Source organism: Kribbella lupini, assembly GCF_039529595.1.
GTDB classification, from domain to species: Bacteria; Actinomycetota; Actinomycetes; order Propionibacteriales; family Kribbellaceae; genus Kribbella; species Kribbella lupini.
In genome coordinates this window covers 2,299,326-2,324,827 of record NZ_BAAANC010000001.1, presented here as the reverse complement: position 1 = coordinate 2,324,827, position 25,502 = coordinate 2,299,326, and the positions used below count along the sequence as shown (strand labels likewise).

The window sequence follows — 25,502 nt, the reverse complement described above, 5'->3', positions numbered from 1 at the left end:
TGTGGTGTGTCCGGATCAGCGGCTGTGCGCGTGGGTGCGGACGTCGCGGGACAGGGCGACGCCGAGACCGATCATGCCGACGCCGAGGACGAAGTGCAGCCAGTTGTCGGCGGTGTTGACCGGTACGAAGTTCACGGAGCTGGTCTGGTCGATGACCAGGCCGTAGATCCACAGCACCAGGTAGACGATGCCGCCGCCGATCAGGTAGTTGCGGGCTCCGCTGAACGATCGGGCCAGCGCCAGACCGGCGATGCCGAACAGCAGGTGCACGATGTTGTGGAGGATGGACACCTGGAAGATGCCCAGCAGCTTGGCCTCGGAGTGGTGGCCGCCGAACGTCATCGTGTCGTAGTCGGTGGTGATCCCGGGAATGAATCCCAGGACGCCCACGACCAGGAAGACGACCGCTACCGCGGTGGCCGCTTTCTGGACGGTGGTGGTGGAGTTCTTGCTGATGCCGGCCTGCGCCATGAGCCCGACCTTCCTGTGAGTGAGGAAACTTCGGGCCCCGGTACCCCCGCGTAACGGCCGATATCGCCCGCCGCACGACCGGTTTTGCGCCGGGTACCGGCAGGTCAGGTTCGGAGGTGAGCCTCAGGAACGCCGGCACCGTCTCGTTCGGTGCCGACGGGAGGTTTCATGATCGCTGCCACACCCGATCCCACCCCCGCGCCGACCCGCCCGGACGACCTCCGGTCGTTGTTCTCGAGCACCGTGGCCGGGACCGTGGGCTTCGAAGAAGAGCTGCTGCTCGTACGGCGGGGCAACTGGGCGCCCGCGGACGCGGCCCCGGTGCTGGCGCGCATCGACGACCCGCGGGTGAAGCCGGAGCTGGTGGCCTGCCAGGTCGAGATCGCGACCGCCGTACACAAGGACGTCGCGGGCGCCGTCGACGAGTTGCGCGCCACCCGCGCGTTGCTGGCTGCGGCCTGCGACCCGGAACTTGCCGTGATCGCCGCACCCGTGCATCCGCTCTTCGAAGGACCCGCCACGCTGTCACCGACGGCGCGGGCGGCCGAGCTCGGTGCCCGGTACCGCTCGGTGATCGAACGCCAGCTGGTCTCGTCGCTCCAGATACACCTTGCCTTCGGCAACGCCGACACCACGCTGGCCGTGTACCACGCACTGCGGAATCTCCTGCCGGAGTTGGCCGCACTGGCCGGTGCGTCGCCTTTCATCGGCGGACGCGACACCGGCCTGTGCTCGGTACGTCCGGTGATCGCCTCCCTGTTGCCCCGCCAAGGCGTACCGCCGGTCATCGCCTCCTGGGAGCAGTACGCCGAGGATCTCGACTGGCTCGCCCACGGCGGAACAGTTGCCGACGGCTCCGAATGGTGGTGGGAGCTGCGGCCGCACCTGCGCTACGGCACCCTCGAACTGCGGGTCCTCGACGTCCAGGCCACCGTGGATCGGACCCACGCGATCGCCGGGTTCGTCCACGCACTCGCCACCGGATTGGCCGAGCGGCACGAACTCGGCGGGCTGCAGCCGCCGGCACCGACCTGGAGGATCGCCGAGAACCGGTGGGCCGCGCTGCGTGACGGCGTCCGGGGCGAACTGCTCGATCTTCGGACCGGCGAGGCCCGGCCCACCCGCCGGTTGTTGCACGACCTCATCGACTTCGCCGAGCCCTACGCACCGGCGGACCTCGACGACGCCCGCGCGATCGTGGAGGACCCGCCGGTGGAGCACCTCCGGGCGCTCGGTCCCGAAGGTTCGGTCCCTTGGCTCACGGAGGTGTTCACCCGATGAAGTTGCTCACGCTGCCCGGCGTCTTCGCCCCGATCTCCGACTCGTGGATGCTGGCCGACGCCATCCGCCAGGAGCGCCTCGGCCCAGGCTCGACGGCGCTCGACATCTGTACGGGCAGCGGCGTTCTCGCCCTGACCGCGGCCGAGTGCGGCGCGTCCACGACAGCGGTCGACGTCTCCCGGCGAGCGCTGCTCACGGTCAGGCTCAACGCGGCCCGGGCCGGCCTTCGCGTGCGGACGCGGCGCGGCCGGAACTTCGCGCCGGTGGCCGGCGAACAGTTCGACCTGATCGCCAGCAACCCACCGTACGTGCCCTCACCGAGGCCCGAGGTGCCTCGCCGTGGCGCCAGCCGCGCGTGGGAAGCGGGCCACGACGGTCGGATCGTCCTCGACGCGTTGTGCGACGGGGCTTTGGCCCACCTGCGGCCCGGTGGGGTGCTGCTGCTCGTCCATTCCTCGCTCATCGGCACCGAGACCACGCTGGACCGGCTGCGGGCCGCCGGCCTGGTCGATGCCGAGGTCCGGACGCAGGTCCGCGGGCCGCTGGGCCCGTTGATGCGAGCCCAGCAAGCCGAAGGCAGGATCCCGGCCGACATCGACGAGGAAGACGTCGTGGTCATCCGGGCCACGGTGCCACTGGTCCGCTGACAGATCCTCAGGCCAGCAGCGCCGAGCGCAGCAGCAGCATGATCCGCTGGAGCAGTCGGGAGACCTGCATCTGGCTGACCCCGATCTCCGCGCCGATCTCGGCCTGGCTGCGGTGGTCCACGAACCTCCGGCGCAGGATCAGCCGGTCGCGCTCGGGCAGCTGGGCGACCACCGGGCGCAGCGTCTCGACGTGCTCCACCAGTTCGTAGGTGTTGCCCGGCCCGCTGAGCAGATGCTCCAGCGTGAGGTCCGGCGCTGTCCGCAACCGGGCGTCCAGTGAGACCGGGTGGAAGCAGCCCTGCGCGCGTTGCGCGTCGACGATCTCACCGGCCGGTACGCCGATCGCCGTCGCCAGGTCGTCGTACGTCGGCCAACGCTGCAGGCGGATCGCCAGCTCGCCCTCGGTCGCGTTGATCGCCGTCTGCAGGTCCTGGATCCGGCGCGGCGGCCGGACCATCCAGGCCGTGTCGCGGAAGTGCTTGCGCAGCTCGCCGCGAATCGTCGGTACGGCGTACGAGCGGAAGTCGGTCTCCGGGCCGGGACGGTAGCCGCGCACCGCCTTCACCAGACCGACGCAGGCGATCTGGTTCAGGTCCTCGCGCTCGACACCGCGCTGTCGGTACCGGGCGGCCAGCGTGTGCGCCATCGGAACCCCGAGCTCGACGGCCCGGTCCTGGTACGACGCCCTGCGGTCCGCGTCGACGGCGGCGCCGAGCCGGAGCAGGTGCTCGATCTCCGCCGAGCGCCGGTCCCGCAGGACCTGTCGCCGCTCGACGGTGGTGGACGGGTGGGCTGCGTGATCTCGAGGCATGGGCGGGCCTGCTCACCGAAGATCCGGCCGGGGCGGCCGCGGTTTGACCTGTCGCCGGACTGTCGCCCGATACCCACGTTTCCCGGCCACAATCGCTGCTCGCCGACCGTTTGTACGGGAAGGCTTGGGGAACCCTGCGGCTTCCCCTAGCCCCGAGGAGGCGGCGAATGTTCTTCCATCGTCAGGAGTTGCAGTTCAAGTCCACGCCGGATCGTGCCGACGCGGTCTACGCGCGCAAGTTGCAGGAGGTGCTCGGCGGCCAGTACGGCGAGATCACGGTGGCAATGCAGTACATGTTCCAGGGCTGGAACATGCACACGCCCGGCAAGTACCGCGACCTGGTCTTCGGTGTCGGCGCCGAGGAGGTCGGGCACGTGGAGATGCTGGCCACGATGATCGCCCAGCTGCTGGAGAAGGCGCCGCTCGGCATCACCGAGGACGCGGTCCAGGACGATCCGACGGTCGCGGCCGTGGTCGGTGGCACCGACATCCAGCAGGCCATCGTCGCGGGCGCCGGCGCGCGGGCGACCGACAGCATGGGCAACCCGTGGCAGGGCAGCTACATCACGGCCAGTGGCAACCTGCTGGCCGACTTCCAGGCCAACGCCAACGCGGAGATGCAAGGCCGGGTGCAGGTCGCCCGGCTGTACCACATGACCGACGACCACGGCGTCCGTGATCTGCTGTCGTTCCTGCTGGCGCGCGACACGATGCACCAGAACATGTGGCTGGCCGCCGCAGCCGAACTCCGCGAGGAAGGCGCCGAGAAGCTGCCGGTGCCGAGCAACTTCCCGCAGGGCAAGGAGCACACCGAGGTCTCGTACCAGTACCTCAACTTCAGCGACGGCCAGACCGCGAGCGAGGGCACCTGGGCCAAGGGCCCGACGCCGGACGGCAACGGCGAGTTCACCTACCACGACGGCCCCACCACGAGCGCCCCGATGCCGCCGCCGACCCACCCGGACGCCCGCTTCTACGGCACGACCGACCTGCCCAACACCATGGAGAAGCTGGCCGGAACCGCCCAGGACAAACTCAAGAAGGAGTGACGCCCGGCCCGGCCGGTCGCCGGCCGGCCGGGCTGCTACTCCTGCGGCGGCTTGGTCGAGACGTCGCGGATCTTGCTGTGATCGTCGGTGTCGGTGTGGGCCGCGGTCTCGCCCGAGTTCTCACCGCGCGCCGACTTGGCCACCTCGACAGCGCCGCGGCCGGCCGCGAACAGCGTCCATACCAGGTAGGCGACCGCTGCCAGGACGATGACGATCAGTGGTATTACCAGTGCGGCACCCATGGTTCGGTCCTCCGTCCGGGGAAAATCATGCTGTACCCGACGTCCGCCCCTCCATGCGCACGCGCTGGTCAGCCGGCGATGCCGGTGGACTCGTGGGAGGTGCCGACCGGTTTGCTCTCGGGGGAGCCGCGCTGGCGGAGGTAGATGCTGAAGACCGCCATCGAACCCACCGCGAGGAACTCGGACTGCCAGTTCTGCAGGCTGCGGCTCCAGAAGTCGGCTGAGCCGAGGTAGGAGAGCCAGGACAGGGGATCCTGGAGCTGCTCGAGCTGCTGCTCGTTGTACGTCGACCAGCCGGCGACCGACTGGACGAGCCAGCAGGCCAGGAAGACCGTCACCATCAGCAGGCCGAGCGACGAGGAGTAGATCCTGGTCCGCCATCCTCCGGCCTTCACCCACTGGGGTGAGTCGGACTGGGCGTACTTGCCGACCTTCTGCTTCTCGTCGGACTCCCGGCCGCGCTCGTCGAGCTGCTTGGACTCGGGTGAGCCGCGCTGGACCCACCAGACCGTCAGTACGACGTACAGGAAGAACTGCAGGTACTCGCTCTGCCAGTTCTCGGTGACGTCGACGGCGAAGTCGGCCGAGGTGACGTAATGGCCCAAGCTGACCGTGGCCAGGCCTTCGGCGACCTGCTGGTTGTTGAAGTCGGCCAGGCCCGCGAAGGCCTGGCCGATCAGGGCGCCGAGGAACAGCGCGCCGAAGCCCAGGCTCAGCGAGTGGCTGCGAAGTCGCTTCATCGGTGCATCACCCCCAGCGCGAAGAAGTACGCCAGGCCGAGGACGACCAGGCCGAGGTAGACGGTGAAGATCGCGCGCATCGGTGGTCACCCCTTGAGCTTGCAGTCGTAGGGTTGTTCGCCCTGCGGGGTGCAGGCCGCCGCGACGATCTTCCAGCCGTCGTCGAACTCGGCCAGGAAGGCCGTGTCGCCGCGCAGCCGGACCTGGGCCTGACCGCCGTACTGGTGCAGGTCGGTCACGGTGCCGCCGTCGGGGATGTCCTCGTCCAGGATCGCGGTGTCGCACGACGCCTGGCCCGACTCCTCGACCTCCTGCGCGGTCTTCGGTGCCAGCAGCGAGCAGGCGGTGCCGCCGTCCTTGGCCTGGATCGCCTGGTAGAACCGTTCGGCGACCGTCGACGAGGCGTCCGGCGTACCGGAGCCGCAGGCGGTCGCGGTGAGCAGCACCGTGCTCACCACGACCGTTGCCTTGCGCACCGGACTACTCCTCGGACTCCTCCTGCAGCTTCTTTTTCAGCTGCTCCTTGCCGAGCGAGGCGACGCCGGAGACGTCGGCGTTGCGGGCCTGCTGCAACAGTTCCTCGCGGGTGATATCCTCGGGCTGGTCACCGAGGTGCTCCTTGCGGCTGGCGGCGAAGGCTTCGCCGAGCTCGGCGCGGCGCTCGTCGCTGAGGTTCTTCCGCATGCCGGGGAGGACCTTGGTCTCCTCCTCCTCGACGTGGTGGGTCACGGCGTCGATGAGGTTCTGCAGCACCTTGTCGAACTCGCCCGACGTCGGGTCGGTCTTGCCGAGCTTCTCGAGCAGCTGGTCGGCCTCGACGTGCTCCTGCTGGCTGTGGGCCACGTCGTCGGCCTCGTCCGCCTCCGCGGCGGCGACCGGGTAGACCGCGGACTCCTCGGCGCGGCTGTGCGCCGACAGGAGGGTGGTCAGCACCGGAACCAGCATCGGGCGCTTGTCCGGCTCGTCCTTCAACTCGTCGAACAGCCGCTCGACCTCGCGGTGGTCCTGCATGATCAGATCGACGACATCGCCCGCCATGGTGGTGATCCCTTCTCGTTCAGAAGTACTGCGGCACGCCGAAGTCAGCGCCGCTGGGTGGCGACGCCGCCCTGCGCGCTGCTTTCGGTCTTTCCGCTCTGCCGGCCGTTGCGCTCCTCGGGAGGGACAACGGTCTGGTCCAGCCGGTACCCGGCCTCCGGACTGTCAATCCCCTCCTCGGCTTCCGGCGGGTTCGACGGTTCCGGCCGGACGGGTCCGCCGCCCAGCCTGCGGTGCATCCATCGACGCTTCTCGTAGTCGTAGTACGTGTCCACTCCACCCACAGTCATCGTGAGTCCCTTTCGTGCACCCCGAAGGCCCGCCTTTGTCCAGACAGACCGCCTCCCCGGTACCCGGGGCGATGCACTCGTTCGGCTAGCTGGGGTCGAAGACGTTGCCCGGGGTCGCCTCGACCGGGGTGCGGGACAGACCGAGACGCTTCATCAACGGTGTCACCAGGACGTCGTACACGGCCGGCAGGTAGCGGAAGCCGAAGACCATCAGCGGGTTGATCAGGCCGACCGACACCTCGCGGCGTGGACTGTCGGCCAGCGCGAGGATCGCGGACGTGACCTTGCCGACGTCGGCGACCGGTGGGGGAGGCTGCCCGACCCGCCCGATGTAGTTGCCGGCCCGCTCGTAGACCGGCGTGTCGATGCTGCCCGGCGCCACCAGACTGACGTGGATCCCCGGGCTGGAACGGACTTCGGCCTGCAGCGCTCGGGCCAGGCCGTGCACGGCCCATTTGCTCGTCACGTACGAACTCATGAACGGCGGCGCCATCTTGCCGACCACCGAGCCGAGCAGGATCAGGTGGCCTTCGCCTTGCTCCGTGAACCGGCGCAGCGCCGAGCGGGAGGCGTGCACGGTGCCGTCGATGTCCACGCGCAGCACGCGTTCGAAGACGTCCGGTGGCACCTGCGTGAATTCGCCGTACGCCATCACGGCCGCGCAGTGCAGCATGACGTCCATCCGGCCGCAGCTCGCGACGGTCAACTCGACCAGTACGTCGACCTGCTCGGCGTCGGCCACGTCGGTCGGAGCGACGACGGCCTCACCACCGCGGTCGCGGCACTCGGCGGCGACCCGGTCGAGGCTGGTGCGCGACCGCCCGGCCAGTACGACGGTGTCACCGCGGGCGGCGAAGCCCAGGGCGGCGGCCCGGCCGATGCCGCTGGACGCGCCCGTGATGGTGACGATCACCCGTGACGTCCCTCGGCGATCAGCGCGAGGCGACGCAGCGTCTCGGTGTTGCGCGCGCTCAGGACCGGGTCGACGACCGCCGCGGGGATCAGTGCGGCGGGGCCCTTCACCGCGTGCTCGCGAATCACCAGGTGGCAGCGACCATCCTTCTCCGTCGCCTCGAACTCGACCTGGCCCTCACCGGTCGGCCAGGCGCGGACCCGCAGCCGCAGCAGCGAGTTCGGGACGTACTCCTCGACCGTGGTGGTGTCGTTGATGAGCAGGGGCCAGGTCCCGACCGAGTGGTGGATGCTGAACCCGGGGTTCGGCCAGCCCTCCTCGACGTCACGGACCCGGGACGCGCCGACCACCCACCCGGCGTACGACCAGCCATCGGTCAGGACGGCGAACACCTCGTCGACGGACGCGTTGATCAGACGTTCGTTCTCACTCATGCCGTCCCTGTACCCATCGCGCATGACCTGACCGCTTCCTGGACACCGGGCGGCCATGACGGACGCGATCGTGATCGGTGCGGGCCCGAACGGTCTGGTGGCCGCCAACCTGCTGGCCGACCAGGGCTGGGAGGTCCTCCTGCTCGAGGCGAACGAGGAGGTCGGCGGCGCGGTCCGCAGCGCCGAGGACGTCGCGGAGGGGTTCGTCCACGACACGTTCAGCTCGTTCTACCCGCTGGCCGCGGTCTCGCCCACGATCCAGGCGCTGAAGCTCGACGAGTGGGGCCTGGAATGGTCCAACGCCCCGGCGCCGGTCGGCAACCCGATGACCGACGGCGGCTGGGCGATCGTGCACAACGATCCCTTCGAGACCGCTGCCGAGCTGGAGCGGATGGCACCCGGCGACGGCGAGAACTGGCTGGCGATGTACGACGACTGGCGGCGGATCCAGCGCGGCATGGTCGGGCTGCTGCTCGACCCGTTTCCGCCGGTCCGCTCCGGCGCGGCGCTCGCGTCGCACCTGCTCGGCCGGCGAGGCCTGGAGCGAATCCGGCTGCTCGCGTCGTCGGTCCGCTCGCTGGGGGACCGGAACTTCCACGGGGACGCGGCGAAGATGCTGCTCGCAACGAACGCACAGCACGCGGACATCAGCCCGGAGTCGGCGGGTTCCGGGTTGATGGGTTGGCTGCTGGTGATGCTCGGGCAGCAGTTCGGCTACCCGGTGCCGCGGGGTGGGGCGGGCCAGCTGAGCCTGGCGTTGGCCCGCCGGTTCGTGGGGCGTGGCGGGGTGATCCGGTGCGGCGAGCGGGTCACCGGCGTCGAGGTCACGGGCGGTCGGGCTACCGGCGTACGGACCGAGGGCGGTGAGCTCCATCCCGTACGCCGTGCGGTGCTCGCGGACGTGTCGGCGCCCGCTCTGTACGGCGAACTGCTGCCGGCCGATGCCGTCCCCGCCCGGGTGAAGCGGGCGATGCGCGGTTTCGAGTGGGACCCGGGCACGGTCAAGGTGGACTGGGCGCTCGACGGGCCGATCCCGTGGCAGGAGAAGCCGTCGAAATCGCCGGGTACCGTCCACATCGCCGACTCGGTGGACTCGCTGAGCGTCGCGGCGGCGCAGATCGCGACCGGCCGGGTCCCGGACGAACCGTTCCTGCTGATGGGCCAGATGACGACAGCCGATCCGAGCAGGTCGCCGGCCGGCACTGAGGCGGCTTGGGCCTACACCCACGTCCCGCAACGGATCCGCGGCGACGCGGACTTCACCGGCGCCTGGACCGCCGACGAGGGCCAGCGGTTCGCTGACCGGATGCAGGACCAGGTCGAGCGCGCGGCACCGGGCTTCGCCGGCCGGATCGTTGCCCGCCGCATCCTTACCCCGCGCGACCTCGAGGCCCGCAACGCGAACCTCGTCGGGGGCGCGGTCAACGGCGGCACCGCGGCTCTCCACCAGCAGCTGGTCTTCCGCCCGATCCCGGGCCTTGGCCGCGCCGAGACGCCGGTCAAGGGGCTGTACCTCGCCTCGGCCTCCGCTCACCCGGGCGGCGGCGTGCACGGCGCCTGCGGCTCGAACGCCGCCCGCGCCGCGATCGCGCACGCCCGCATCCGGCGACTCTGAAATACGTCGCTTTCCAGAGGTTTCCGGGCGCTTCGGATGGCTACCGGGGCGCATCGGAAACTCTGGAAGGAGTTGGCATGACGCACACGACGGATCACCGGATGGATCCGGGCACCTCGTCCGGTACCGAACCGGACGGCGTGACCGGGACGGCGCGGCAAGAAGCAGGCCATCTGAAGGAGACGGCCGGCGAGGCAGCGCGCGACGTAGCCGGTACGGCGAAGGAGAAGGCTGTTGACGTCACGTCCGACGTACGGCAGCAGACCGCCCAGCTGGCCGGGCAGACCCGGGACCAGCTGGTCGAGCAGGCGGGCCAGCAGAAGGACCGGGCGGCCGAGGGGCTGCGGTCCGTCGCGGACGAACTGCGTGGGATGGCCGAGCACGGTCAGTCCGGCTGGGGCGCGCAACTGGCCGGGCACGGAGCGCAGATCAGCAACCAGGCGGCGGATTTCCTGCAGCAGCACGAGCCGGGGGAGTTGCTGGACGAGGTACGGCGGTACGCGCGCAAGCGGCCGGGCACGTTCCTGCTGGGGGCCGCGGTCCTCGGTGTGGTCGCGGGCCGGATGACGCGCGCGCTGACGGCCGACGCCAAGTCGAGCGGCTCGTCCGGGGGACGGATGCAGAACGTCTCCGGTGATCGGACGCCGCCCGACGAGTACCTCGTTCCGCCGCCGCCTGTGGTGAGCGAGCCTCCGATGACGCCGGCTTCCGGGCCGGGTCCGGTAGGCACGCAGAACGGCCCGATCGATCCGGGGTTAGCGCCGATGGACCGGCCGGTGCCGACGCCGACCGCGCCCGATCTCGACCCCGGCGCACCGGTGGAGCCCAGGTTCGGTCCCGGGGCGGAGCGCTGAGATGACCACCAGTGGACGTCCCTACGACGCCGACCCGCCCACGACCGACGACTCGCTGGGGAGCCTGGTCACGCACCTGACCGACGATCTCGGCCGGCTCACCCGTCAGGAGCTCGCGCTGGCCAAGGCGGAGCTGCGGGACGAGGCCAAGAAGGCGGGGAAGGGCGCGGGGCTGCTCGGCGGGGCCGCGGTGGCCGGCTGGATGGTCGCGCTCTTCCTGTCCCTGACGGCGATGTGGGCGCTCGGTGAGGTGATGCACCTGGCCTGGGCCGCCCTGATCGTGACCGCGGTGTGGGCCGTCGTCGCCGCGGTGATGGCGGCCAGCGGTCGCAAGGAACTGCAGGAGTTCGACCCGAAGCCCGATCAGACGATCGAATCTGTCAAGGAGGACGCGAAATGGCTGAAGACACAGAACAACTGAGGCGCGACATCGAGCACACCCGGCGTGATCTCGGCCGCGACGTGGACGCCCTCACCGACAAGGTCAGTCCCAGCCGAGTGGTCGAGCGCCGGGTCGAGCGGGTCCGGGGCGGATTCGGCCGGATGAAGGACCACGTGATGGGCACGGCGGACTCGGCCGGTACGACGGTGAGCAGCGCGGCGGGCTCGGCCGCGTCGACCGTGAGCGACGCGGGCAGCCGGGTCGGCGACGCGGTGAGTGCCGCACCGGACCGTGCGCGGGAGCAGACCCGCGGTACGCCGCTGGCGGCCGGCCTGATCGCTTTCGCTGCCGGTTGGGTGGTCGCCGCCGCTCTGCCGGCCTCGACCAAGGAGCAGGAGCTCACGCACGAGGTCAAGGACAAGGCGATGGAGGCCGCGGGTCCGATCAAGGAGCACGCGGCGGAGGCTGTGCAGGAGGTCAAGGAGAACCTGCAGCAGCCCGCGCAGGAGGCGGTCGAGCACGTTCGCCAGACCGCGAGCGACGCGGCCTCCACGGTCGCCGACCAGGGCCGCGAGGCGACCCACCGGGTCGCGGACGAGTCCAAGGACTCCGCCGACACCGTCCGCCAAGCAGGCTCGCCGAGCTGATGACCGCGGACACGAAGCCCGGCGTGCCGGGGGTCGAGGCCGACAAACCGGCCGAGATCCCCGCCGCCGGGTGGTGGCAGATCCTCAAGCGGGCCTGGGCCGAGGCCAAGGCGGACCAGGTCCCGCTGCTCGCCGCCGGGGTCGCGTTCTTCGGGTTCCTGTCGTTGTTCCCCGGCGTGGTCGCCGCCGTCCTGGCCTACGGCCTGCTCGCCGATCCGGCGCAGATCCGCCGTCAGGCGCAGGATCTGGCGGCCGCCGTACCGTCGTCGGCGCGGGACCTGCTGCTGCAGCAGATCGACACCCTGACGTCGGCGCCGCGGCAGAGTCTCGGGATCGGCGTCGTCGTCGCGGTCGCGACCGCGTTGTGGAGCGCGTCCGGCGGCGTCGGGTACCTGATCACCGCGGTCAACCTCGCGTACGACGAGGAGGAGACCCGCGGGTTCGTCCGCCGCAAGCTGCTCGCGCTCGGGATGACGCTGGGGGCCATCGTCTTCGTCCTGCTGGCGATCGGGCTGTTCGCGGTCGGAGCGGCGATCTCCGAGGACGTACCGACGGCGGTCCGCGTGCTGCTCGAAGCGGCCAGACTCGTGGTCGCGGTGCTGCTGATCATGGTGGCGCTCGCCGTCACCTACCGCCTCGCACCGGCCCGGGACGCGCCCCGGCTGCGCTGGGTGTCGGTGGGCGCGGTCGTTGCCACGGTCATCTGGTTGGTCGCGTCGATCGGCTTCTCGCTGTACGTCGCGACGTTCGGCAGCTACGCGAAGACCTACGGGAGTCTGGCCGCGGTCGTCGTCCTGATGCTGTGGCTCTGGCTCACGGCGTACGCCATCCTGCTCGGCGCCGAGATCAACGCCGAGAGCGAGCAGCAGACGGTCCGGGACACCACCAAGGGCCGGCCTCGCCCCCTCGGCAGCCGCGGCGCCGTGAAGGCGGACTCGACGCCGGAAGAGTGAGCTTCCCAGGGGGCGGGCCGGCCGGGGTCAGGCAGCCGCCTCCACCGGCCCGAGGCGGGTCCGGAGCTCGGCGAGGATTCTCGAGAGCAACCGCGAAACCTGCATCTGGCTGATGCCGAGCTCGCTGCCGATGTCGGCCTGCGTCATGTTCTCGACGAACCGCAACTCTAGGATCCGCCGGTCCCGCGGCGCCAGCTCGGCGACGACCGGGCCGAGCATGTCGACCCGTTCCAGCTGGCGCAGGTACGGGTCCTCGTCGTCGGCCACGATGTCGCCGAGCACCTGATCGCCGTCGGCGGCCGGCCGGTCCAGCGACAGGACGTTGAAGCATCCGTACGCGGTTTCGGCCTGCTGGACGTCCTGCAGGCCGACGCGCAGGTGGGCCGCGAGCTCCGGCAGCGTCGGTTCGCGGCCGAGCTCCTGCGTCAGTCCCGGCAGGGCCCGGGCGATCTTGCCCTGGAGCTCCTGCAGCGAGCGGGGGATCCGGACGGTCCAGGTGCAGTCGCGGAAGTAGCGCTTCACCTCGCCGCGGATGGTCGGTACGGCGTACCCGATGAACGGGACGTCGCTGTCGGGTTGGTACCCGTTGGCGGCCTTCATGAGCCCGAGGCAGGCGACCTGCTCGAGGTCCTCGTCCTCGGCCCCGCGGCCCCGGAAGCGGCGGGCGATGCCGCGGGCGAGCTCGATGTTGAGCTCGACAGCCTGCTCAAGCAGGCGCTGCCGCTCGGCCTCGTCGGTGCACCGGGCTCTGGCGCTCAGCAGTTCACGCGTGGCGGCGTCGCGCCGGGCTCGTTGCTCCGCGGACGTGCAGTTGACGGGGACCGAGCTGAGATCGGGGTGTTCGGTGATGTGCATGAAAGCTGACCTCGCGATGGGTTGCATCACGGCGCGGCCACATCCCTGGACCGCGGTCATTGGCGTGCATCGCAGCCCGTACCCATCAATCGCTTGTTCATGTCCGGCGTGGGCTTTCGATTCGAAAGTGACACACGCTGCTTCCCGGCCGCCGGCCGGCCTATTCACGGGACGTATCACGGTCCTTCCCGGAACGGGTTGCGAACGCGGCGCGGTTGCGGCGCGAGCTGTGCTCGGCGGTCCGGCGATCGTGTTGCGCCGTGACCTGCCCAGCGGGGAAAGGTCACGGCGGCCTGGCAACTCGTTGCCACTGGCATCTAGTGGCAGTTGTCGCTGCGGCGCCGGCCGGGAATTACTGAGTGTGGCGAAACGCTGCGGACGGTCACCGGTCGTCCAGCGGCGCAGGGGTCGAGACCCGTCGCCTTCCAGGCCCGACAGTGGAGGTTGCTTTGAGTACTCGCAGTCTGTTGACGCGGAGCGGTGCCCTGCTGGTGGTCGCGGCGCTCGCGGCCGGAACGATGCCCGGCACAGCTCAGGCGAACACGGCGCCGGCTCCGGCGGAGCACACCGCGGCCGCGCCACCGGCGGAGCTGCCGGTCGGCAAGCCCAGGCAGTACACCAACCGCGTGCAGAAGAAGATGTGCCTGACGTTCGCGGTCACCCCGGACGGCATCCCGACCGCGGTGATGATCAAGTGCAACAAGGGGTCCAAGGGCAAGATCCAGCAGTGGACCTACACCGCGGACCACCAGTTGATGGTGTCGATGTCGAAGGACGTCGGTGGCGACCTTCCCAACGGCGCCTGCCTGGACACCGCGGCCGACCTCGTGCAGGTGGCGGAGCGCGCACCGCTGCTGGTGCTGCCGTGCCGGGCCGGTGACGGCCAGAAGTGGACCTACAACAAGGAGACCGGGTCGCTGATCAACAAGGCCAACGGCAAGGCCCTGAGCTCGATGATCGGCGTCGCGAAGCAGGCGCTGCCGACCTCGACGGTGCCGCCGTCGGGCGCGGCGGACCAGAAGTGGATGGCCGGGCCGATCCCGATGGAGACGCTGCTCGGCGCGGTCATCCAGCTGATCGACGCGCTGCTCGAGGCGCTGGGCCTCGAGATGCCGGACGAGTACGAGACCGCGGGCAAGGCGATGCTCAAGGGCCTCGACGGCAAGGTGCCGGTGCCCGACCAGCTGAAGCAGCTGCCGAAGCAGATGGTCAAGATGGCCGGCTGATCCACTTCTCCTTCGGCCACAGCCCGGCACGTTTCGGCCAACCATCCGGTCCGGCCGCGCGCCACTGCGCGATCGATTGGCCCCGGTGAGCGTCGGGCTACCGGGAGCGGCGGACCGCAGGGGCCGGAAGCATCCAGCTTCCGGCCCCTTCCGCACGTCTACCCGCCGAGTTCCGCCAGCCGCGCGCGAGCCGTCGCGAGCGCGCGGCGGATCTCGCGGGACACCTGCACCTGGCTGAGGCCGACCGCGGCCCCGATCTCGGCCTGGGACAGTTCCTTGACGAACCGCAAGACCAGGATCTTCCGCGACCGGGCGTCGAGACCGGCGAGCACCGACCGGGCCAGGTCGGCCTGTTCGAACCGCTCGATCGCCACGCTGAGCGCGTCGGTGTCCGCAGGCAGATCCGTGACGGCTTCGGCCGGTACGCCGTACCTGCAGGCGCGGGCGCGCAACGCCTCGTCCACCTCCCACCGGGAGTGGTCGAGCCGGCCCTCGGCCGACTCCGGGGCGGTCTCGATGCGCTCCAGCTCGACCAGCACCTCGTGCAGCCGGCGCGGAATCCGGACCAGCCAGGCGGCGTCGCGGAAGTAGCGTTTGAGTTCGCCCGAGACCGTCGGCACGGCGAACGCCAGAAATGATCGGCCGTCGTCCGCGCGAAAGGCATGGAGCGCCTTCAGCAGCCCCAGTGCGGCGATTTGTTCGAGGTCGTCGTCGGCAATGCCGCGCCCGGAGAACCGGGCGGCGACCTCCCGCGCCAGTGGCAGGTTGAGCAGCACGGCCTCGGCCAGTAGGCGCTCCCGCTCGGCGGGGTCCGCGGAGGTCTCCCGGGCCTGGAGGAGCTTCCGGGTCACCTCGTCCCGCTGGGTTCGATCTTCAACGGTGGAACACGAAACGACGTCCGGCATGGGTCACCCTGCTGCTCGTGCCGAGCGCAGCCACATCTCCGGACCACTGCTTGATCTGCCCGTCGGTGCCCCGGGCAACCAGGTGCGAAACCGGCAATCCGAAGAATTCGCGGGTGTTCATCAAAGTGATATTGACTTCTCAAACAATTGTTGTCGCGGACCGCCTTCGCGTCGGCCTAGCATTGCCGTTCACGACGACCGGCGGGCCGCCTTCCGCCACGATTGACGGAGGCTTCATGAAGTGGTTTCGCGTGACCGCCGTACTGGCGGCGACGTCCTTGCTTCCCGTGGCCGGCGCCGACGCGGCAGTGTCGGCGCCCAGCTTCAAGAACTACGTCGCGCTCGGCGACTCCTACACCGCGGCACCGCTGGTCCCGCCGCTGGATCTGGCCAATCTCGGGTGCCTGCGGTCGGGTGGCGGCAACTACCCCGCGCTGGCCGCGCCGAAGCTGAAGGTGCCGAAGGTGACCGACGTCAGTTGCGGCGGTGCGGACACGACACATCTGAAGACGGCGCAGGCGACGCCGACCGGCTTCGTGCCTCCGCAGGTCGACGCGCTGACCAAGCAGACCGACCTCGTCACGATCGGACTCGGCGCCAACGACTTCGGCCTGTTCGCCGACCTGCTCGCCGTCTGCCCGAGCCTGCAGAAGTCGGACCCCGACGGTGCTCCGTGCAAGAAGCAGTTCACCGCCGGCGGCAAGGACCAGCTCAAGGAGAACGTCGCCAAGACCAAGACCCGGCTGGTCGAGGCGGTCAAGACCGTCAAGTCCAGGATCGCGCCGAAGGCAACCATCGTGCTGGTCGGGTACCCGAGGATCGCGCCGGCGAAGGGCAACTGCCCGGACCTGCCGCTGGCCAAGGGCGACTACGCGTACCTGAACATGATCGAGACCGAGCTCAACACCGCCATCCAGTCGGCGGCCAAGCAGGGCGGAGCGAAGTACCTCGACGTCTTCAAGCCGTCCGAGGGTCATGACGTCTGCGCCAAGGAGAAGGCCTGGCTGCAGGGTCAGGAGGTCGACCTGATGAAGGCCGCCAGCTTCCACCCGCGCGCCGAGGAGCAGACCGCGGTCGCGGATCTCCTGGTCAAGCTGGTCTCAGGCAGCGCCCAGACGCTCTCGGCGGCTGAGCAGGAGTCCTGGCGTCCCGTCCTGAACGCCAACAGCCGCCGCTCGGCCGAGCAGCTCGCCGCACCGGACTCCAAGCAGCGAATCGAGCACCGCTTGGCCCAGACTCCGTTGTTCTCCCGGCCGGCACGCTAGGCGGTCGTCACTTCCCTTTGGCGGCGCGGCGGAGGGCAGACGGCTTGTGTACGGCGGTGCGGCCGGACTTGTCACTGCGGACCAGGTACTGCGGGTCGTCCGGCGACGCGTCGACCGTGCGCTTGCCGGCGTGGGTCCGCTCGGTGATCTTCTTCTCGACCGTGCCGTGCGCCGTACCGCCGTGACTGTCCCACTCGACCTTGTCGCCCTTCCGGAACGTGCTCACCGCCATCACATCCTTTGCACCGTACGGATCTGTCCAGGATCCGATACCCCCGCGAGCGCCGGGCACGCGAGCTGCACAAGTTCACCGTGAACGGCGCAGGTCGCGGATCGACAGCGCGGCGAGGCCGGCGAGGGCGCAGCCCGCCGCCGAGATCGCGAGGATCGCCGGTGGCGAGAGACGGTCGATGCCCAGGGCACCGACGGCGGCGCCCAGGGGAGAGGCGATCGCGAGGACGGCCCGCTGGGTGCCGAAGATCCGTCCGTGGTCGGCCGGGTCGGTCCAGCGGTGCAGCGCGGTCGTCTCGATCGCGGCGTACGGGCCCCAGATCGCTCCGCTGACCGCGAAGCCGATCGCGACCGCCGTCAGGTCGTGGACGAACGCCAGCGGGAGCATGAGCGCTCCCCACGCGATCGCGCCGACGGCGTTGACGAGACCCGGGCGGTGCCGCGAGAGGCGGGCGGCGAGCGGCAGGGTCAGCAGGGCGGCCGCGCCGAACAAGGCCCAGATCACCGTGTAGCCACCAAGGCCGGAGCCGAGTTCCTCGCGGACGAAGTACGGCATGACCGTCTCGTACGGCCCGTACGTGAAGTAGTAGGCCACGGAGAGGGAGATCAGCCCGATCACCCGCGCCGAACGCCAGGTCCGGGCTCCCGTCGTACCGGCGTCGTCCGGTCGGACAGGTGCGTACTGGGGCGCAGCCCGCATGCGTAGCGCGATGACGGCGACAGCGACGAGCATCGCCAAGGGGAGGAGGAAGGCCGGACCCGTGCCGAGCAGGCCGAGGGCGGGACCGGTCAGGATCGCGCCGAGGAGCAGGGGCAACTGGTCGCCGATGCTGAGCAGTGCGTTGGCCTTGCCGAGAAGGTGCGGCTCGACCAGACGCGGTACGAGGGTCCGGGCGGCTGCGTAGCTGAGCGGCGCCGTCGTACCGGCGGCAGCGCCGAGTGCCAGGACGGTCCAGATGTGCAGGTCGCCGTTCCACGCGCTGATGGCGAGTGCTCCCATCAGGAACACCCGGGCGACCGCGTCGAGGAGGAGCATCGGCACCGGCCCGAAGCGATCGACCGCACGGCCGCCGAGAACACCCCCGAGCACGGCAGGGAGCCTGATCGCCACCACCAGCAACGCCGTTTGCTGCCCGGACCAGCCTTGCGGGCCCGCGCTCCACAAGAGCACGAACATCAGGAAGTTGTCGGCCGCCGAAGCCAGCGTCCACCCCGCCGCAAGCCGGCGCATCGGGGCGGGCAGCGACGATGTCTTGGTCGGGGTGGCGATCGTCATGTCTGCTCCACGGACTCCGCCACCGGGCACTCGGTACACGCCGTCCAGTCGCACAGCCGACAGGTCGTGTCGGCGTCGACCCGCAGCCTTTCCGTACGCCGCAAGGCCTGTCCCAGCAGCACGTTCAGCTCAGCGCGCTGCGACGGCGAGAGGCCGCGAAGAGCTTCGTCGCCGGCGGCTTCCCGAGCCTCGTTCCACTGCCGCAGGACGTCCCGCCCAGCCGGAAGCAGAGTCAACCGGACCGCGCGACCGGCCCGGGCACGCGTCAGGTACCCCAAGCTTTCGAGCCGGTCGATCAGGCGGACCGTCCCCGACTGCGTCAGCCCGATCCGGGCGAGCAGCCAGTCCACCGAGCACTCCGGGTGACTTTCGACCAGCGTCAGCGCGGCGGCGTCCCGCAACCCCAGGCCGTCCGGCAGCGCGGCGGTCAGTACGTCGTGACTGCGCAGCGTCCAGGCGGCCCAGAGATTGCTTTCATGCATGACTCATTCATATGTCACGCCGCAGCGCGGGCGCAAGAGCCGGATACCGGGTGCGCGAGCGGGTACCGGGCGGTGCAATGGCATCGGCTCGAGGAGGAACTCGATATGTCTGTGATGGATCGGCTGAAGGACTGGTGGACCGCGCACCGGGTCAACGAAGGGGACGCCCCGGCAGAGGGCGGTGTGGCGATGACCCGCGACACCGGCGGCGTACCGGACGGCGGCACGGAGTCGACGACCGGTACCGGACCCAACGAGACGTTCGTCGGTCGTACGGCGGGGGTAGACGAGGGCTATGCCGGCGAGACCGGCGCCGAGGCGCGGGCCGAGGAGGAACGCCGAAACGGCTAGCTCACCACCATCCGAACGGTCGCGAAGTCAGTGGTCCTTCGGCTCGGCCATCTTGCGGTGGACGGCGGCCTTGACCTGGTCGGGCAGGACCTTGTTCGCCAGCTCCTGGGCCTTGGTCAGCAGCGACTCCGCGACCACCCGGTTCTTCCCGGCCAGCATCGCCTCGAACCCCTGCTTGGCGACCTCGGCCGGGTCGTCCTTGTCGGACTGCCCGACGCGGGTGTCGTCCATGCCTGCCCGGTGGAAGAAGTTGGTCTCGGTCGGGCCGGGCATCAGCGAGGTGATGGTGACGGCCGAGTCCTTCAGTTCGTCCTGCAGCGCCTCGGTGAACGACTGCAGGAACGACTTCGTCGCGTTGTAGACCGCCTGGTACGAACCGGGCATCGTCGACGCGATCGACGAGGTGATCAGGATCCGGCCCTCGTTGCGCTGGACCATGCCGGCCAGCACGGCCTTCGCCAGGACGACCGTCGACTTGACGTTCAGGTCGATGACCTTGAGCTCCTCGGCCAGGTCGTTGTCGACGAAAGCCCCGCCGAGCCCGGCGCCGGCGTTCAGGGCCGCCGCGGCCAGCGGACGGTTGGCGATCAGAGTCTGCAGGCGCTGTACGCCGTCCGAGGTGGTCAGGTCGAGCTTGGCCGCCTCGACCTGCACCGAGGCGTCCCCTGCCGTGCGCAGCGTCGGGGCGACGGTCTCGATGCCGTCGTCCTCGGCCGCGATGATCAGGTCGTAGCCGTGGGTGGCGAACTGACGGGCGAGCTCGAGTCCGATCCCGCTCGATGCACCGGTGACGAGGGCCAGCGGTCGGTTCTCGGTCATGACGCGTTCCTCCAGTGGTGCGGCCGGTCGATTGCCTGCCCCGGTGCCCTGCGGTTCGACGGACAAACCGGGGGTACCGGCGGCGTATGAGCGAGGATCGGGTGGCCGAGGTCTGGGGTCGTCGTACCCCGCACGCGCGAGACACCGAGTGGCCGGTACGGGTCGATCAGCACCTGCGGGACGGCGTCGCGGAGGGCGACGTCGATCGCTGGGTGCAGTCGGCGTGCGTCCTGTGCAGCAACGGGTGCGCGTGTGACATCGCGGTGAAGGACGGCCGCATGGTCGGGGTCCGGGGCCGGGCCGGCGACCGGGTCAACCACGGCCGCCTGGGGCCCAAGGGCCTGTACGGCTCGGTGGAGTGGAGCGACCAGGATCGGCTGACCACGCCGCTGGTGCGAGAGGGCGACCGACTGGTCCAGGCCACCTGGGACGACGCCATGGACCGCATCGTCGCGGAGTCCAAGAAGCGACAGCCGCTGGCGCACGGGTTCTACACGTCCGGACAGCTGTTCCTGGAGGAGTACTACACCCTGGCCGTGATCGGGAAGGCCGGGCTCGGTACGCCGCACATGGACGGCAACACCAGACTCTGTACGGCGACGGCTGCCGCCGCGCTCAAGGAGACCTTCGGGTCGGACGGGCAGCCGGGCAGCTACAACGACATCGAGGCTTGCGACGCGCTGTTCCTGTTTGGGCACAACATGGCGGCGACGCAGACGGTGCTGTGGTCGCGCGTGCTCGACCGGGTCGAAGGGGCGGATCCACCAGTGGTCGTCGCGGTCGATCCGCGCGCGACGCCGGTGGCCGAGATCGCCGTACGGACCGGCGGCGTCCACCTCGCGCCGCTGCCCGGCACCAACCAGGCGCTGATGAACGGCCTCCTGCACGAGGTGATCGAGCACGGCTGGATCGACCGCGAGTACGTCGACGCCCACACGATCGGGTACGACGAGCTCGCGGCGACGGTCGCGTCGTACCCGCCGGATCGCGTCGCCGAGCTGTGCGGCATACCGGCTGACGACGTCCGGCGTGCCGCGGAGATCTTCGGGACGTCGGAACGGGTGCTGTCGACCGTGCTGCAGGGCTTCTACCAGTCCCACCAGGCGACCTCGTCGTCCTGCCAGGTGAACAACCTGCACCTGCTGCGCGGCCTGATCGGCAAGCCCGGCAGCGGGATCCTGCAGATGAACGGCCAGCCGACCGCCGAGAACACCCGCGAGTGCGGCGCGGACGGCGACCTGCCCGGCTTCCGCAACTGGGCGAACCCGGACCACATCGACGAGCTCGCCCGGCTCTGGAACGTCGACCCGCTGGTGATCCCGCACTGGGCGCCGCCGACCCACGCGATGCAGCTGTGGCGGTACGTCGAGCAGGGGTCGATCGACTTCCTCTGGATCTCCGCGACCAACCCGGCGGTGTCGCTGCCCGAGCTGCCGCGGATCCGCCAGATCCTTGCCCAGGACAACCTGTTCCTCGTGGTCCAAGACGGCTTCTTGACCGAGACCGCCCAGTACGCCGACGTGGTGCTCCCGGCGGCGCTGTGGGGCGAGAAGCAGGGCACGTTCACCAACGCCAGCCGGACCGTCCACCTGTCCGAGCAGGCCGTCGAGCCGCCGGGACAGGCGCGCAGCGACCTCGACATCTTCCTCGACTACGCCCGCCGGATGGACTTCCGCGACCGGGACGGCGAGCCGCTGATCACGTGGACCAGTCCCGAAGCGGCGTTCGACGCCTGGAAGGAGTGCAGCCGCGGCCGGCCGTGCGACTACTCGGGGCTGACCTACGAGCGGCTGCGCGGCGACAGCGGGATCCCGTGGCCGTGCACCGACGACGTACCGGACGGGACCGATCGGCTGTACGCGGACTCGCGGTTCCCGACCGATCCCGACGTGTGCGAGGACTACGGGCACGACCTGCTGACGGGCGGGAGCACGACGCCGGAGAAGTACAAGGCCGCGGCGCCTGGGGGCCGGGCGTTCCTGAAGGCGGCGGAGTTCACGGAGCCGCCGGAGTGGATCTCTTCGGCGTACCCGCTGATCGCGACGACCGGGCGGTCGACGTACCAGTTCCACACCAGGACGAAGACGGGTCGCTCACGGCGGCTGCGGGACGCGGCGCCGTCGGTGTGGGTGGAGGTGTCGAAGGAGGACGCCAACGAGCTCGGGGTGGCCGAGGGGGACAAGGTGCGGGTGGAGTCGGCGCGCGGGTCGATGGTCGGCCCGGTGCGGATCGGCGAAGGGCGCGACGGGGTGGTCTTCGTGCCGTTCCACTACGGCTACTGGGACAACGCCACCGGCGAGCCGACGGCGGCCAACGAGTTCACGCTGACCGAGTGGGATCCGGTGTCGAAGCAGCCGACGTTCAAGGTGTCGGCCGTCCGGGTGAGCAAGGAGGACTGATGCATCTCGCAAGCTATCTCGGGCTGCTGCGGGACTCGGAGCAGGCGCTCGGCGACGCGTTCCGGCTGGTGGCCGAGCACCACAAGGACGAGCCCGACGTCGAGCACCTGTGCAAGGTTCTGGGGGCCCAAGCAACGAAACACACCGAGGCGCTGGAGCCCGTCGTACGGCGGTACGGCGAGCAGGAGGACTCCGAGCCGGAACAGCTCGAGGCGGCCGAGTTCGGTGGGACGCGCGAAGGCGGTGTCGGGCTGCTGCGCGACCTGCAGGACCTGTACGCGCTGGCGTCGTTCGTCGACATCACCTGGACCGTCGTCGGGCAGGCCGCTCAAGGCCTGCGGGACCAGGAGCTGCTGGACGTCGTCCAGGCCTGTGAGCAGGAGACGTCCCGGCAGCTCACCTGGCTGAACACCCGGATCAAGCAGGCGGCGCCGCAAGCACTGATCGCGGCGAAGTGACGGTCACGCGCTGACCGCGGCGCGCTGACCGTCAGGCGTTGATCGCGGCGAGGAGCATCCTGAGCGCCTCGAGCGTGGCCGCCTGGACGACCTCGCCGGGGTCACCGTCGAAGTGGTGCTCGGCGACCTTCTCGCCGTCGGCCGACGCGACCGCCAGGAAGACCGTCCCGGCCGGTTGGCCTTCGTCCGGGTCGGGACCGCCGACCCCGGTGGTCGAGACGGCGAAATCGGCCTGGGTGAGGCTGAGTGTGCCCCGGGCCATCTGCCGCGCGCAGCGCGCGTTGACGACCGGGCCGGGATCGACGCCGAGGACCCGGACCTTGACCGCCGTCGTGTACGCGACCACGCCGCCGGCGAACCAGACGCTCGCGTTCGTCGCCGCGCCGAGCTGGGAGGCCAGGCTTCCGCTGGTCAGGGACTCGGCAACCGCGACCTTGAGCTCGGTGTCGGCGAGTCGGCGAGCGATGGCCTCGGCGACCTCGTGGGCATCCTGGGTGAGTTCAGCGGGACTGGACACCTCACTATTCTGCATGCCGGTTCGGCCGGGGTACCGGCCAGGTATGGATGACACAGCCCGCAGTGTCTGGCTCGCGACCACCACCATGCCGCGGTACGAACCGGCGAGCGGCGACCTCACGGCCGACGTGGTGGTGATCGGCGCCGGCCTGGTCGGTCTGTCCACCGCGTTGATGCTGGCCGACGACGGCGCCGACGTGATCGTGCTCGAAGCCCATGGCGTCGGCGCCCGGACGAGTGGGCACACGACCGGCAAGGTGACGTCCCAGCACGGTGCGATCTACACCGAGCTGGTCCACCGGCACGGACGCAACAAGGCAGCCCTGTACGCCGCCGCCAACGAAGCGGCGATGCTGCAGATCACCAGCCTCGTGGAAGCGCTGGCCATCGAGTGCGAGCTGACCACGGCGCCGTCGTACGCCTACAGCACCGATCCCGGCCGGCTCGACTCGCTGAAGCGGGAGGTGGCGACCGCTGCCGACCTCGGTCTCGCGGCGACCTTGGCCGGCCAGAACGAGGTCGGGGTCCCTGGTGCCGCAGCGGGAGTGCGCTTCAGCGAGCAGCTCTATCTCCACCCGGCCAAGTACCTGGTGGGCCTGGCGGCGGCGTTCGAGGAGCGGGGAGGCCGGATCTACGACCGGACGCGGGTGGTCGACGTCGACTCCACGTCGGACGAGGTGGTGGTCCGCACGGAGGCCGGCGCGACGGTCACTGCCGGTCATGCGGTGATGGCGACGCTTTCGCCGCTCGGCGTGACCGGTGGATTCTTCGCGCGAGTCCGCCCGCGCCGGTCGTCGGGCATCGCCGTCCGGCTGCCCGTGCCGGCGCCGGCCGGGATGGCGATCACCGTCGACGACCCGGTCCGTTCGACCCGGCCGTGGCCCGGCGGGGGACCGAACGGCCTGATCGTGGTCGGCTCCGGCCCCGCGACCACCAGCCCGGGCGACGCCGACAGCAACGCGCAGGCCGACACCGGCGCGAACGAGGAGGCGCTGCTGAACTGGGTCCGCTCGACGTGGGACACCGGCCCGATCACCGCGGAGTACTCCTGGTCGGCCCACGACTACAGCACTCCCGACCTGCTGCCGTACGTCGGAAGTGTCCCCGGCAGCGACCGGGTTCTCGTCGCGACCGGCCTGAACAAGTGGGGACTCACCCAGGGCACGATCGCCGCCGAGATCCTCTCCGACCAGATCGCGGGCCACGCCAACCCGTACGTCGACCTCTACAGCTCGACCAGGATCGGTGGCCCGGCCGCGGTCGCCGAGCTGATCAAGGGCAACCTGTCCGTCGGCAAGGACTTCGCCACCGGCCACGCCAAACGCCTCACCGGCGGCGCCGACCACCTCGAACCCGGCGACGGCGGCCTCCTCGACCACGAGGGCGCCACGGTCGGCGCCTACCGCGACGCCTCCGGCGAGCTGCACCTGGTGAAGCCGGTCTGCACGCACCTGGGCTGCGCGCTGACCTGGAACCGCGCCGACACCACCTGGGACTGCTCCTGCCACGGCTCCCGCTTCACCCCGGACGGCGGCGTACTCGACGGTCCCGCCACCAAGCCCCTCCAACGCCCCGAGTAGCGGTTCCTCCAGGCCGCGCTCACCCGGGAGGCAGGACCAGGGAGTCTCACTGGTGCGACGGGGGCCGGGGAGCGGGATAGTCGGTGGCGGGCACACCACTTCACTGGAGGAGAACCATGACCACCGATCTCAAGCTCGAGGCAGTCGTCATTCCCGTGGCGGACGTCGATCGGGCGAAGACGTTCTACGAGAAGCTCGAGTGGCGGCTCGATGCCGACTTCGCGTTCGACAACGGGTTCCGGGTGGTCCAGTTCACGCCACCCGGGTCGCCGGCGTCGGTGCAGTTCGGGACCAACATCACGACGGCCGAGCCGGGGTCGGCCAGTGGTCTGTACCTGATCGTGTCCGACATCGAGGCCGCCCGCGAGGAGCTCGCCGCCCGTGGGGTGGAGGTCAGCGAGGCCTTCCACCCGAAGTCGCCCGGCGCCCAGTTCCAGCGCGACGACACGAGCGGCCGCGCGTCCGGCCCGGACGACGACCACGCCAGCTACGGCTCCTTCGCGACGTTCACCGACCCGGACGGCAACGGCTGGCTCCTGCAGGAGGTGACCACCCGTCTGCCCGGCCGCGTCGACCCCGCGGAGACGACGTACACGTCGGTGGAGGACCTGGAGCAGGCGCTGCAGCGGGCCGCCACCGCCCACGGCGAGCACGAGAAGCGCAACGGCGGCGTGTTCGACGAGCAGTGGCCGCAGTGGTACGCCACGTACATGGTTGCCGAGCGCACCGGTCAGGAGCTTCCGGAGTAGGCGCTGGGGCGTGAGAGGGGCGT

At 70.3% G+C, this 25,502-nt stretch carries 32 protein-coding genes; 15 read left to right on the top strand and 17 right to left on the bottom strand.

The window, feature by feature from the left end; translation table 11 throughout:
• Positions 1-15 precede the first annotated feature (15 nt).
• Positions 16-471, bottom strand: a complete 456-nt coding sequence (locus tag ABD235_RS10645; RefSeq protein WP_344172573.1) for a DUF4383 domain-containing protein — start codon at positions 469-471, stop codon at positions 16-18.
• Positions 472-639: 168 nt separating this feature from the next.
• On the opposite strand from ABD235_RS10645, the gene ABD235_RS10640 reads away from it, so the two are divergent.
• Both ABD235_RS10640 and ABD235_RS10635 read left to right on the top strand, forming a co-directional pair.
• Entirely contained in the window at positions 640-1,752 is a 1,113-nt protein-coding gene (locus ABD235_RS10640) for a carboxylate-amine ligase (protein ID WP_344172571.1), read from the top strand.
• Positions 1,749-2,399, top strand: a complete 651-nt coding sequence (locus ABD235_RS10635; protein WP_344172569.1) for a methyltransferase — start codon at positions 1,749-1,751, stop codon at positions 2,397-2,399. The genes ABD235_RS10640 and ABD235_RS10635 overlap by 4 nt, the downstream gene beginning before the upstream one ends.
• Positions 2,400-2,406: 7 nt before the next feature.
• Here the strand turns inward: ABD235_RS10635 and ABD235_RS10630 are convergent, their stop codons facing one another.
• Positions 2,407-3,210 carry a sigma-70 family RNA polymerase sigma factor gene (locus ABD235_RS10630; protein WP_344172567.1) on the bottom strand — a complete coding sequence of 268 codons (804 nt, stop codon included), beginning with the start codon at positions 3,208-3,210 and terminating at the stop codon, positions 2,407-2,409.
• Between the two features lie 167 nt (positions 3,211-3,377).
• Between ABD235_RS10630 and ABD235_RS10625 the strand changes: the two genes are divergently transcribed.
• Positions 3,378-4,259, top strand: a complete 882-nt coding sequence (locus tag ABD235_RS10625; RefSeq protein WP_344172565.1) for a manganese catalase — start codon at positions 3,378-3,380, stop codon at positions 4,257-4,259.
• Positions 4,260-4,294: 35 nt separating this feature from the next.
• Here the strand turns inward: ABD235_RS10625 and ABD235_RS10620 are convergent, their stop codons facing one another.
• The 7 genes from ABD235_RS10620 to ABD235_RS10590 form a co-directional block, all read right to left on the bottom strand.
• Positions 4,295-4,501 (bottom strand): hypothetical protein, encoded by a 207-nt coding sequence (locus ABD235_RS10620; protein WP_344172563.1) that lies wholly within the window; start codon positions 4,499-4,501, stop codon positions 4,295-4,297.
• A 68-nt stretch (positions 4,502-4,569) separates the two neighbouring features.
• Positions 4,570-5,241, bottom strand: coding sequence for a DUF6766 family protein (locus tag ABD235_RS10615; protein WP_344172561.1), 672 nt, complete (start codon positions 5,239-5,241; stop codon positions 4,570-4,572).
• Positions 5,242-5,327: 86 nt separating this feature from the next.
• Complete coding sequence (locus tag ABD235_RS10610) at positions 5,328-5,717, bottom strand: hypothetical protein (RefSeq protein ID WP_344172559.1); 390 nt, start codon at positions 5,715-5,717, stop codon at positions 5,328-5,330.
• A gap of 4 nt (positions 5,718-5,721) precedes the next feature.
• Positions 5,722-6,279: a hemerythrin domain-containing protein gene (locus ABD235_RS10605; RefSeq protein WP_344172557.1), complete on the bottom strand. Its 558-nt coding sequence runs from the start codon at positions 6,277-6,279 to the stop codon at positions 5,722-5,724.
• A 44-nt stretch (positions 6,280-6,323) separates the two neighbouring features.
• On the bottom strand, positions 6,324-6,554 hold the full coding sequence (locus ABD235_RS10600; RefSeq protein WP_344172555.1) for a hypothetical protein: 231 nt from the start codon (positions 6,552-6,554) through the stop codon (positions 6,324-6,326).
• A 100-nt stretch (positions 6,555-6,654) separates the two neighbouring features.
• Positions 6,655-7,482 carry an SDR family NAD(P)-dependent oxidoreductase gene (locus ABD235_RS10595; protein WP_344172553.1) on the bottom strand — a complete coding sequence of 276 codons (828 nt, stop codon included), beginning with the start codon at positions 7,480-7,482 and terminating at the stop codon, positions 6,655-6,657.
• Entirely contained in the window at positions 7,479-7,916 is a 438-nt protein-coding gene (locus tag ABD235_RS10590) for an SRPBCC family protein (RefSeq protein WP_344172551.1), read from the bottom strand. The genes ABD235_RS10595 and ABD235_RS10590 overlap by 4 nt, the downstream gene beginning before the upstream one ends.
• Positions 7,917-7,971: 55 nt before the next feature.
• Here ABD235_RS10590 and ABD235_RS10585 point away from each other — a divergent pair, with 55 nt between their 5' ends.
• From ABD235_RS10585 to ABD235_RS10565, 5 genes are all read left to right on the top strand, one after another.
• Positions 7,972-9,531 carry a phytoene desaturase family protein gene (locus tag ABD235_RS10585; RefSeq protein WP_344172549.1) on the top strand — a complete coding sequence of 520 codons (1,560 nt, stop codon included), beginning with the start codon at positions 7,972-7,974 and terminating at the stop codon, positions 9,529-9,531.
• A gap of 77 nt (positions 9,532-9,608) precedes the next feature.
• Entirely contained in the window at positions 9,609-10,385 is a 777-nt protein-coding gene (locus ABD235_RS10580) for a hypothetical protein (protein WP_344172547.1), read from the top strand.
• Between the two features lies 1 nt (position 10,386).
• Positions 10,387-10,806, top strand: a complete 420-nt coding sequence (locus tag ABD235_RS10575; RefSeq protein ID WP_344172545.1) for a phage holin family protein — start codon at positions 10,387-10,389, stop codon at positions 10,804-10,806.
• Positions 10,782-11,414, top strand: a complete 633-nt coding sequence (locus tag ABD235_RS10570) for a DUF3618 domain-containing protein (RefSeq protein ID WP_344172543.1) — start codon at positions 10,782-10,784, stop codon at positions 11,412-11,414. The genes ABD235_RS10575 and ABD235_RS10570 overlap by 25 nt, the downstream gene beginning before the upstream one ends.
• Positions 11,414-12,367 (top strand): YihY/virulence factor BrkB family protein, encoded by a 954-nt coding sequence (locus ABD235_RS10565; RefSeq protein ID WP_344172541.1) that lies wholly within the window; start codon positions 11,414-11,416, stop codon positions 12,365-12,367. The genes ABD235_RS10570 and ABD235_RS10565 overlap by 1 nt, the downstream gene beginning before the upstream one ends.
• A gap of 27 nt (positions 12,368-12,394) precedes the next feature.
• Here the strand turns inward: ABD235_RS10565 and ABD235_RS10560 are convergent, their stop codons facing one another.
• The gene (locus tag ABD235_RS10560) at positions 12,395-13,222 is read right to left on the bottom strand and encodes a SigB/SigF/SigG family RNA polymerase sigma factor (RefSeq protein ID WP_344172539.1); all 828 of its coding nucleotides are present in this window, start codon (positions 13,220-13,222) and stop codon (positions 12,395-12,397) included.
• A gap of 449 nt (positions 13,223-13,671) precedes the next feature.
• Here ABD235_RS10560 and ABD235_RS10555 point away from each other — a divergent pair, with 449 nt between their 5' ends.
• Positions 13,672-14,448 carry a ricin-type beta-trefoil lectin domain protein gene (locus tag ABD235_RS10555; protein WP_344172537.1) on the top strand — a complete coding sequence of 259 codons (777 nt, stop codon included), beginning with the start codon at positions 13,672-13,674 and terminating at the stop codon, positions 14,446-14,448.
• Between the two features lie 158 nt (positions 14,449-14,606).
• On the opposite strand, the gene ABD235_RS10550 is transcribed toward ABD235_RS10555, so the two are convergent.
• Entirely contained in the window at positions 14,607-15,299 is a 693-nt protein-coding gene (locus ABD235_RS10550) for a sigma-70 family RNA polymerase sigma factor (protein ID WP_344172535.1), read from the bottom strand.
• 22 nt (positions 15,300-15,321) lie between these two features.
• A complete protein-coding gene (locus ABD235_RS10545; RefSeq protein WP_344172533.1) occupies positions 15,322-15,474 on the bottom strand; it encodes a hypothetical protein in 153 nt (50 codons plus the stop codon).
• Between the two features lie 115 nt (positions 15,475-15,589).
• On the opposite strand from ABD235_RS10545, the gene ABD235_RS10540 reads away from it, so the two are divergent.
• A complete protein-coding gene (locus tag ABD235_RS10540; protein ID WP_344172531.1) occupies positions 15,590-16,618 on the top strand; it encodes an SGNH/GDSL hydrolase family protein in 1,029 nt (342 codons plus the stop codon).
• A 7-nt stretch (positions 16,619-16,625) separates the two neighbouring features.
• Here the strand turns inward: ABD235_RS10540 and ABD235_RS10535 are convergent, their stop codons facing one another.
• The 3 genes from ABD235_RS10535 to ABD235_RS10525 form a co-directional block, all read right to left on the bottom strand.
• Positions 16,626-16,844, bottom strand: coding sequence for a hypervirulence associated TUDOR domain-containing protein (locus tag ABD235_RS10535; protein WP_344172529.1), 219 nt, complete (start codon positions 16,842-16,844; stop codon positions 16,626-16,628).
• Between the two features lie 81 nt (positions 16,845-16,925).
• Positions 16,926-18,125 (bottom strand): MFS transporter, encoded by a 1,200-nt coding sequence (locus ABD235_RS10530; protein WP_344172527.1) that lies wholly within the window; start codon positions 18,123-18,125, stop codon positions 16,926-16,928.
• Entirely contained in the window at positions 18,122-18,607 is a 486-nt protein-coding gene (locus ABD235_RS10525; RefSeq protein WP_344172525.1) for a MarR family winged helix-turn-helix transcriptional regulator, read from the bottom strand. Before ABD235_RS10525 ends, ABD235_RS10530 begins: the two co-directional genes overlap by 4 nt.
• Positions 18,608-18,712: 105 nt before the next feature.
• Here ABD235_RS10525 and ABD235_RS10520 point away from each other — a divergent pair, with 105 nt between their 5' ends.
• Entirely contained in the window at positions 18,713-18,958 is a 246-nt protein-coding gene (locus ABD235_RS10520; RefSeq protein ID WP_344172523.1) for a hypothetical protein, read from the top strand.
• Between the two features lie 27 nt (positions 18,959-18,985).
• Here the strand turns inward: ABD235_RS10520 and ABD235_RS10515 are convergent, their stop codons facing one another.
• On the bottom strand, positions 18,986-19,777 hold the full coding sequence (locus ABD235_RS10515; protein ID WP_344172521.1) for an SDR family NAD(P)-dependent oxidoreductase: 792 nt from the start codon (positions 19,775-19,777) through the stop codon (positions 18,986-18,988).
• 86 nt (positions 19,778-19,863) lie between these two features.
• Between ABD235_RS10515 and ABD235_RS10510 the strand changes: the two genes are divergently transcribed.
• Positions 19,864-22,176 carry a molybdopterin oxidoreductase family protein gene (locus tag ABD235_RS10510; RefSeq protein ID WP_344172519.1) on the top strand — a complete coding sequence of 771 codons (2,313 nt, stop codon included), beginning with the start codon at positions 19,864-19,866 and terminating at the stop codon, positions 22,174-22,176.
• Positions 22,176-22,634, top strand: a complete 459-nt coding sequence (locus tag ABD235_RS10505) for a hypothetical protein (protein ID WP_344172517.1) — start codon at positions 22,176-22,178, stop codon at positions 22,632-22,634. Before ABD235_RS10510 ends, ABD235_RS10505 begins: the two co-directional genes overlap by 1 nt.
• Positions 22,635-22,665: 31 nt before the next feature.
• Here ABD235_RS10505 and ABD235_RS10500 read toward each other — a convergent pair whose 3' ends face one another.
• Positions 22,666-23,151, bottom strand: a complete 486-nt coding sequence (locus tag ABD235_RS10500; protein WP_344172515.1) for a CinA family protein — start codon at positions 23,149-23,151, stop codon at positions 22,666-22,668.
• 43 nt (positions 23,152-23,194) lie between these two features.
• Between ABD235_RS10500 and ABD235_RS10495 the strand changes: the two genes are divergently transcribed.
• Together ABD235_RS10495 and ABD235_RS10490 are read left to right on the top strand one after the other, a co-directional pair.
• A complete protein-coding gene (locus ABD235_RS10495; RefSeq protein ID WP_344172513.1) occupies positions 23,195-24,730 on the top strand; it encodes an FAD-dependent oxidoreductase in 1,536 nt (511 codons plus the stop codon).
• 116 nt (positions 24,731-24,846) lie between these two features.
• Positions 24,847-25,479 (top strand): VOC family protein, encoded by a 633-nt coding sequence (locus ABD235_RS10490; protein WP_344172511.1) that lies wholly within the window; start codon positions 24,847-24,849, stop codon positions 25,477-25,479.
• Positions 25,480-25,502 lie beyond the last annotated feature (23 nt).

Bases quoted from the DNA above. Each gene is read 5' to 3' on its own strand.
- ABD235_RS10560 (WP_344172539.1), bottom strand. From the start codon at position 13,222: ATGCACATCACCGAACACCCCGATCTCAGCTCGGTCCCCGTCAACTGC.
- ABD235_RS10490 (WP_344172511.1), top strand. From the start codon at position 24,847: ATGACCACCGATCTCAAGCTCGAGGCAGTCGTCATTCCCGTGGCGGAC.
- ABD235_RS10565 (WP_344172541.1), top strand. From the start codon at position 11,414: ATGACCGCGGACACGAAGCCCGGCGTGCCGGGGGTCGAGGCCGACAAA.
- ABD235_RS10545 (WP_344172533.1), bottom strand. From the start codon at position 15,474: ATGAACACCCGCGAATTCTTCGGATTGCCGGTTTCGCACCTGGTTGCC.
- ABD235_RS10585 (WP_344172549.1), top strand. From the start codon at position 7,972: ATGACGGACGCGATCGTGATCGGTGCGGGCCCGAACGGTCTGGTGGCC.
- ABD235_RS10605 (WP_344172557.1), bottom strand. From the start codon at position 6,279: ATGGCGGGCGATGTCGTCGATCTGATCATGCAGGACCACCGCGAGGTC.
- ABD235_RS10615 (WP_344172561.1), bottom strand. From the start codon at position 5,241: ATGAAGCGACTTCGCAGCCACTCGCTGAGCCTGGGCTTCGGCGCGCTG.
- ABD235_RS10525 (WP_344172525.1), bottom strand. From the start codon at position 18,607: ATGCATGAAAGCAATCTCTGGGCCGCCTGGACGCTGCGCAGTCACGAC.
- ABD235_RS10635 (WP_344172569.1), top strand. From the start codon at position 1,749: ATGAAGTTGCTCACGCTGCCCGGCGTCTTCGCCCCGATCTCCGACTCG.
- ABD235_RS10570 (WP_344172543.1), top strand. From the start codon at position 10,782: ATGGCTGAAGACACAGAACAACTGAGGCGCGACATCGAGCACACCCGG.
- ABD235_RS10590 (WP_344172551.1), bottom strand. From the start codon at position 7,916: ATGAGTGAGAACGAACGTCTGATCAACGCGTCCGTCGACGAGGTGTTC.
- ABD235_RS10625 (WP_344172565.1), top strand. From the start codon at position 3,378: ATGTTCTTCCATCGTCAGGAGTTGCAGTTCAAGTCCACGCCGGATCGT.
- ABD235_RS10520 (WP_344172523.1), top strand. From the start codon at position 18,713: ATGTCTGTGATGGATCGGCTGAAGGACTGGTGGACCGCGCACCGGGTC.
- ABD235_RS10510 (WP_344172519.1), top strand. From the start codon at position 19,864: ATGAGCGAGGATCGGGTGGCCGAGGTCTGGGGTCGTCGTACCCCGCAC.
- ABD235_RS10540 (WP_344172531.1), top strand. From the start codon at position 15,590: ATGAAGTGGTTTCGCGTGACCGCCGTACTGGCGGCGACGTCCTTGCTT.
- ABD235_RS10495 (WP_344172513.1), top strand. From the start codon at position 23,195: ATGGATGACACAGCCCGCAGTGTCTGGCTCGCGACCACCACCATGCCG.
- ABD235_RS10530 (WP_344172527.1), bottom strand. From the start codon at position 18,125: ATGACGATCGCCACCCCGACCAAGACATCGTCGCTGCCCGCCCCGATG.
- ABD235_RS10505 (WP_344172517.1), top strand. From the start codon at position 22,176: ATGCATCTCGCAAGCTATCTCGGGCTGCTGCGGGACTCGGAGCAGGCG.
- ABD235_RS10575 (WP_344172545.1), top strand. From the start codon at position 10,387: ATGACCACCAGTGGACGTCCCTACGACGCCGACCCGCCCACGACCGAC.
- ABD235_RS10645 (WP_344172573.1), bottom strand. From the start codon at position 471: ATGGCGCAGGCCGGCATCAGCAAGAACTCCACCACCACCGTCCAGAAA.
- ABD235_RS10640 (WP_344172571.1), top strand. From the start codon at position 640: ATGATCGCTGCCACACCCGATCCCACCCCCGCGCCGACCCGCCCGGAC.
- ABD235_RS10580 (WP_344172547.1), top strand. From the start codon at position 9,609: ATGACGCACACGACGGATCACCGGATGGATCCGGGCACCTCGTCCGGT.
- ABD235_RS10620 (WP_344172563.1), bottom strand. From the start codon at position 4,501: ATGGGTGCCGCACTGGTAATACCACTGATCGTCATCGTCCTGGCAGCG.
- ABD235_RS10515 (WP_344172521.1), bottom strand. From the start codon at position 19,777: ATGACCGAGAACCGACCGCTGGCCCTCGTCACCGGTGCATCGAGCGGG.
- ABD235_RS10630 (WP_344172567.1), bottom strand. From the start codon at position 3,210: ATGCCTCGAGATCACGCAGCCCACCCGTCCACCACCGTCGAGCGGCGA.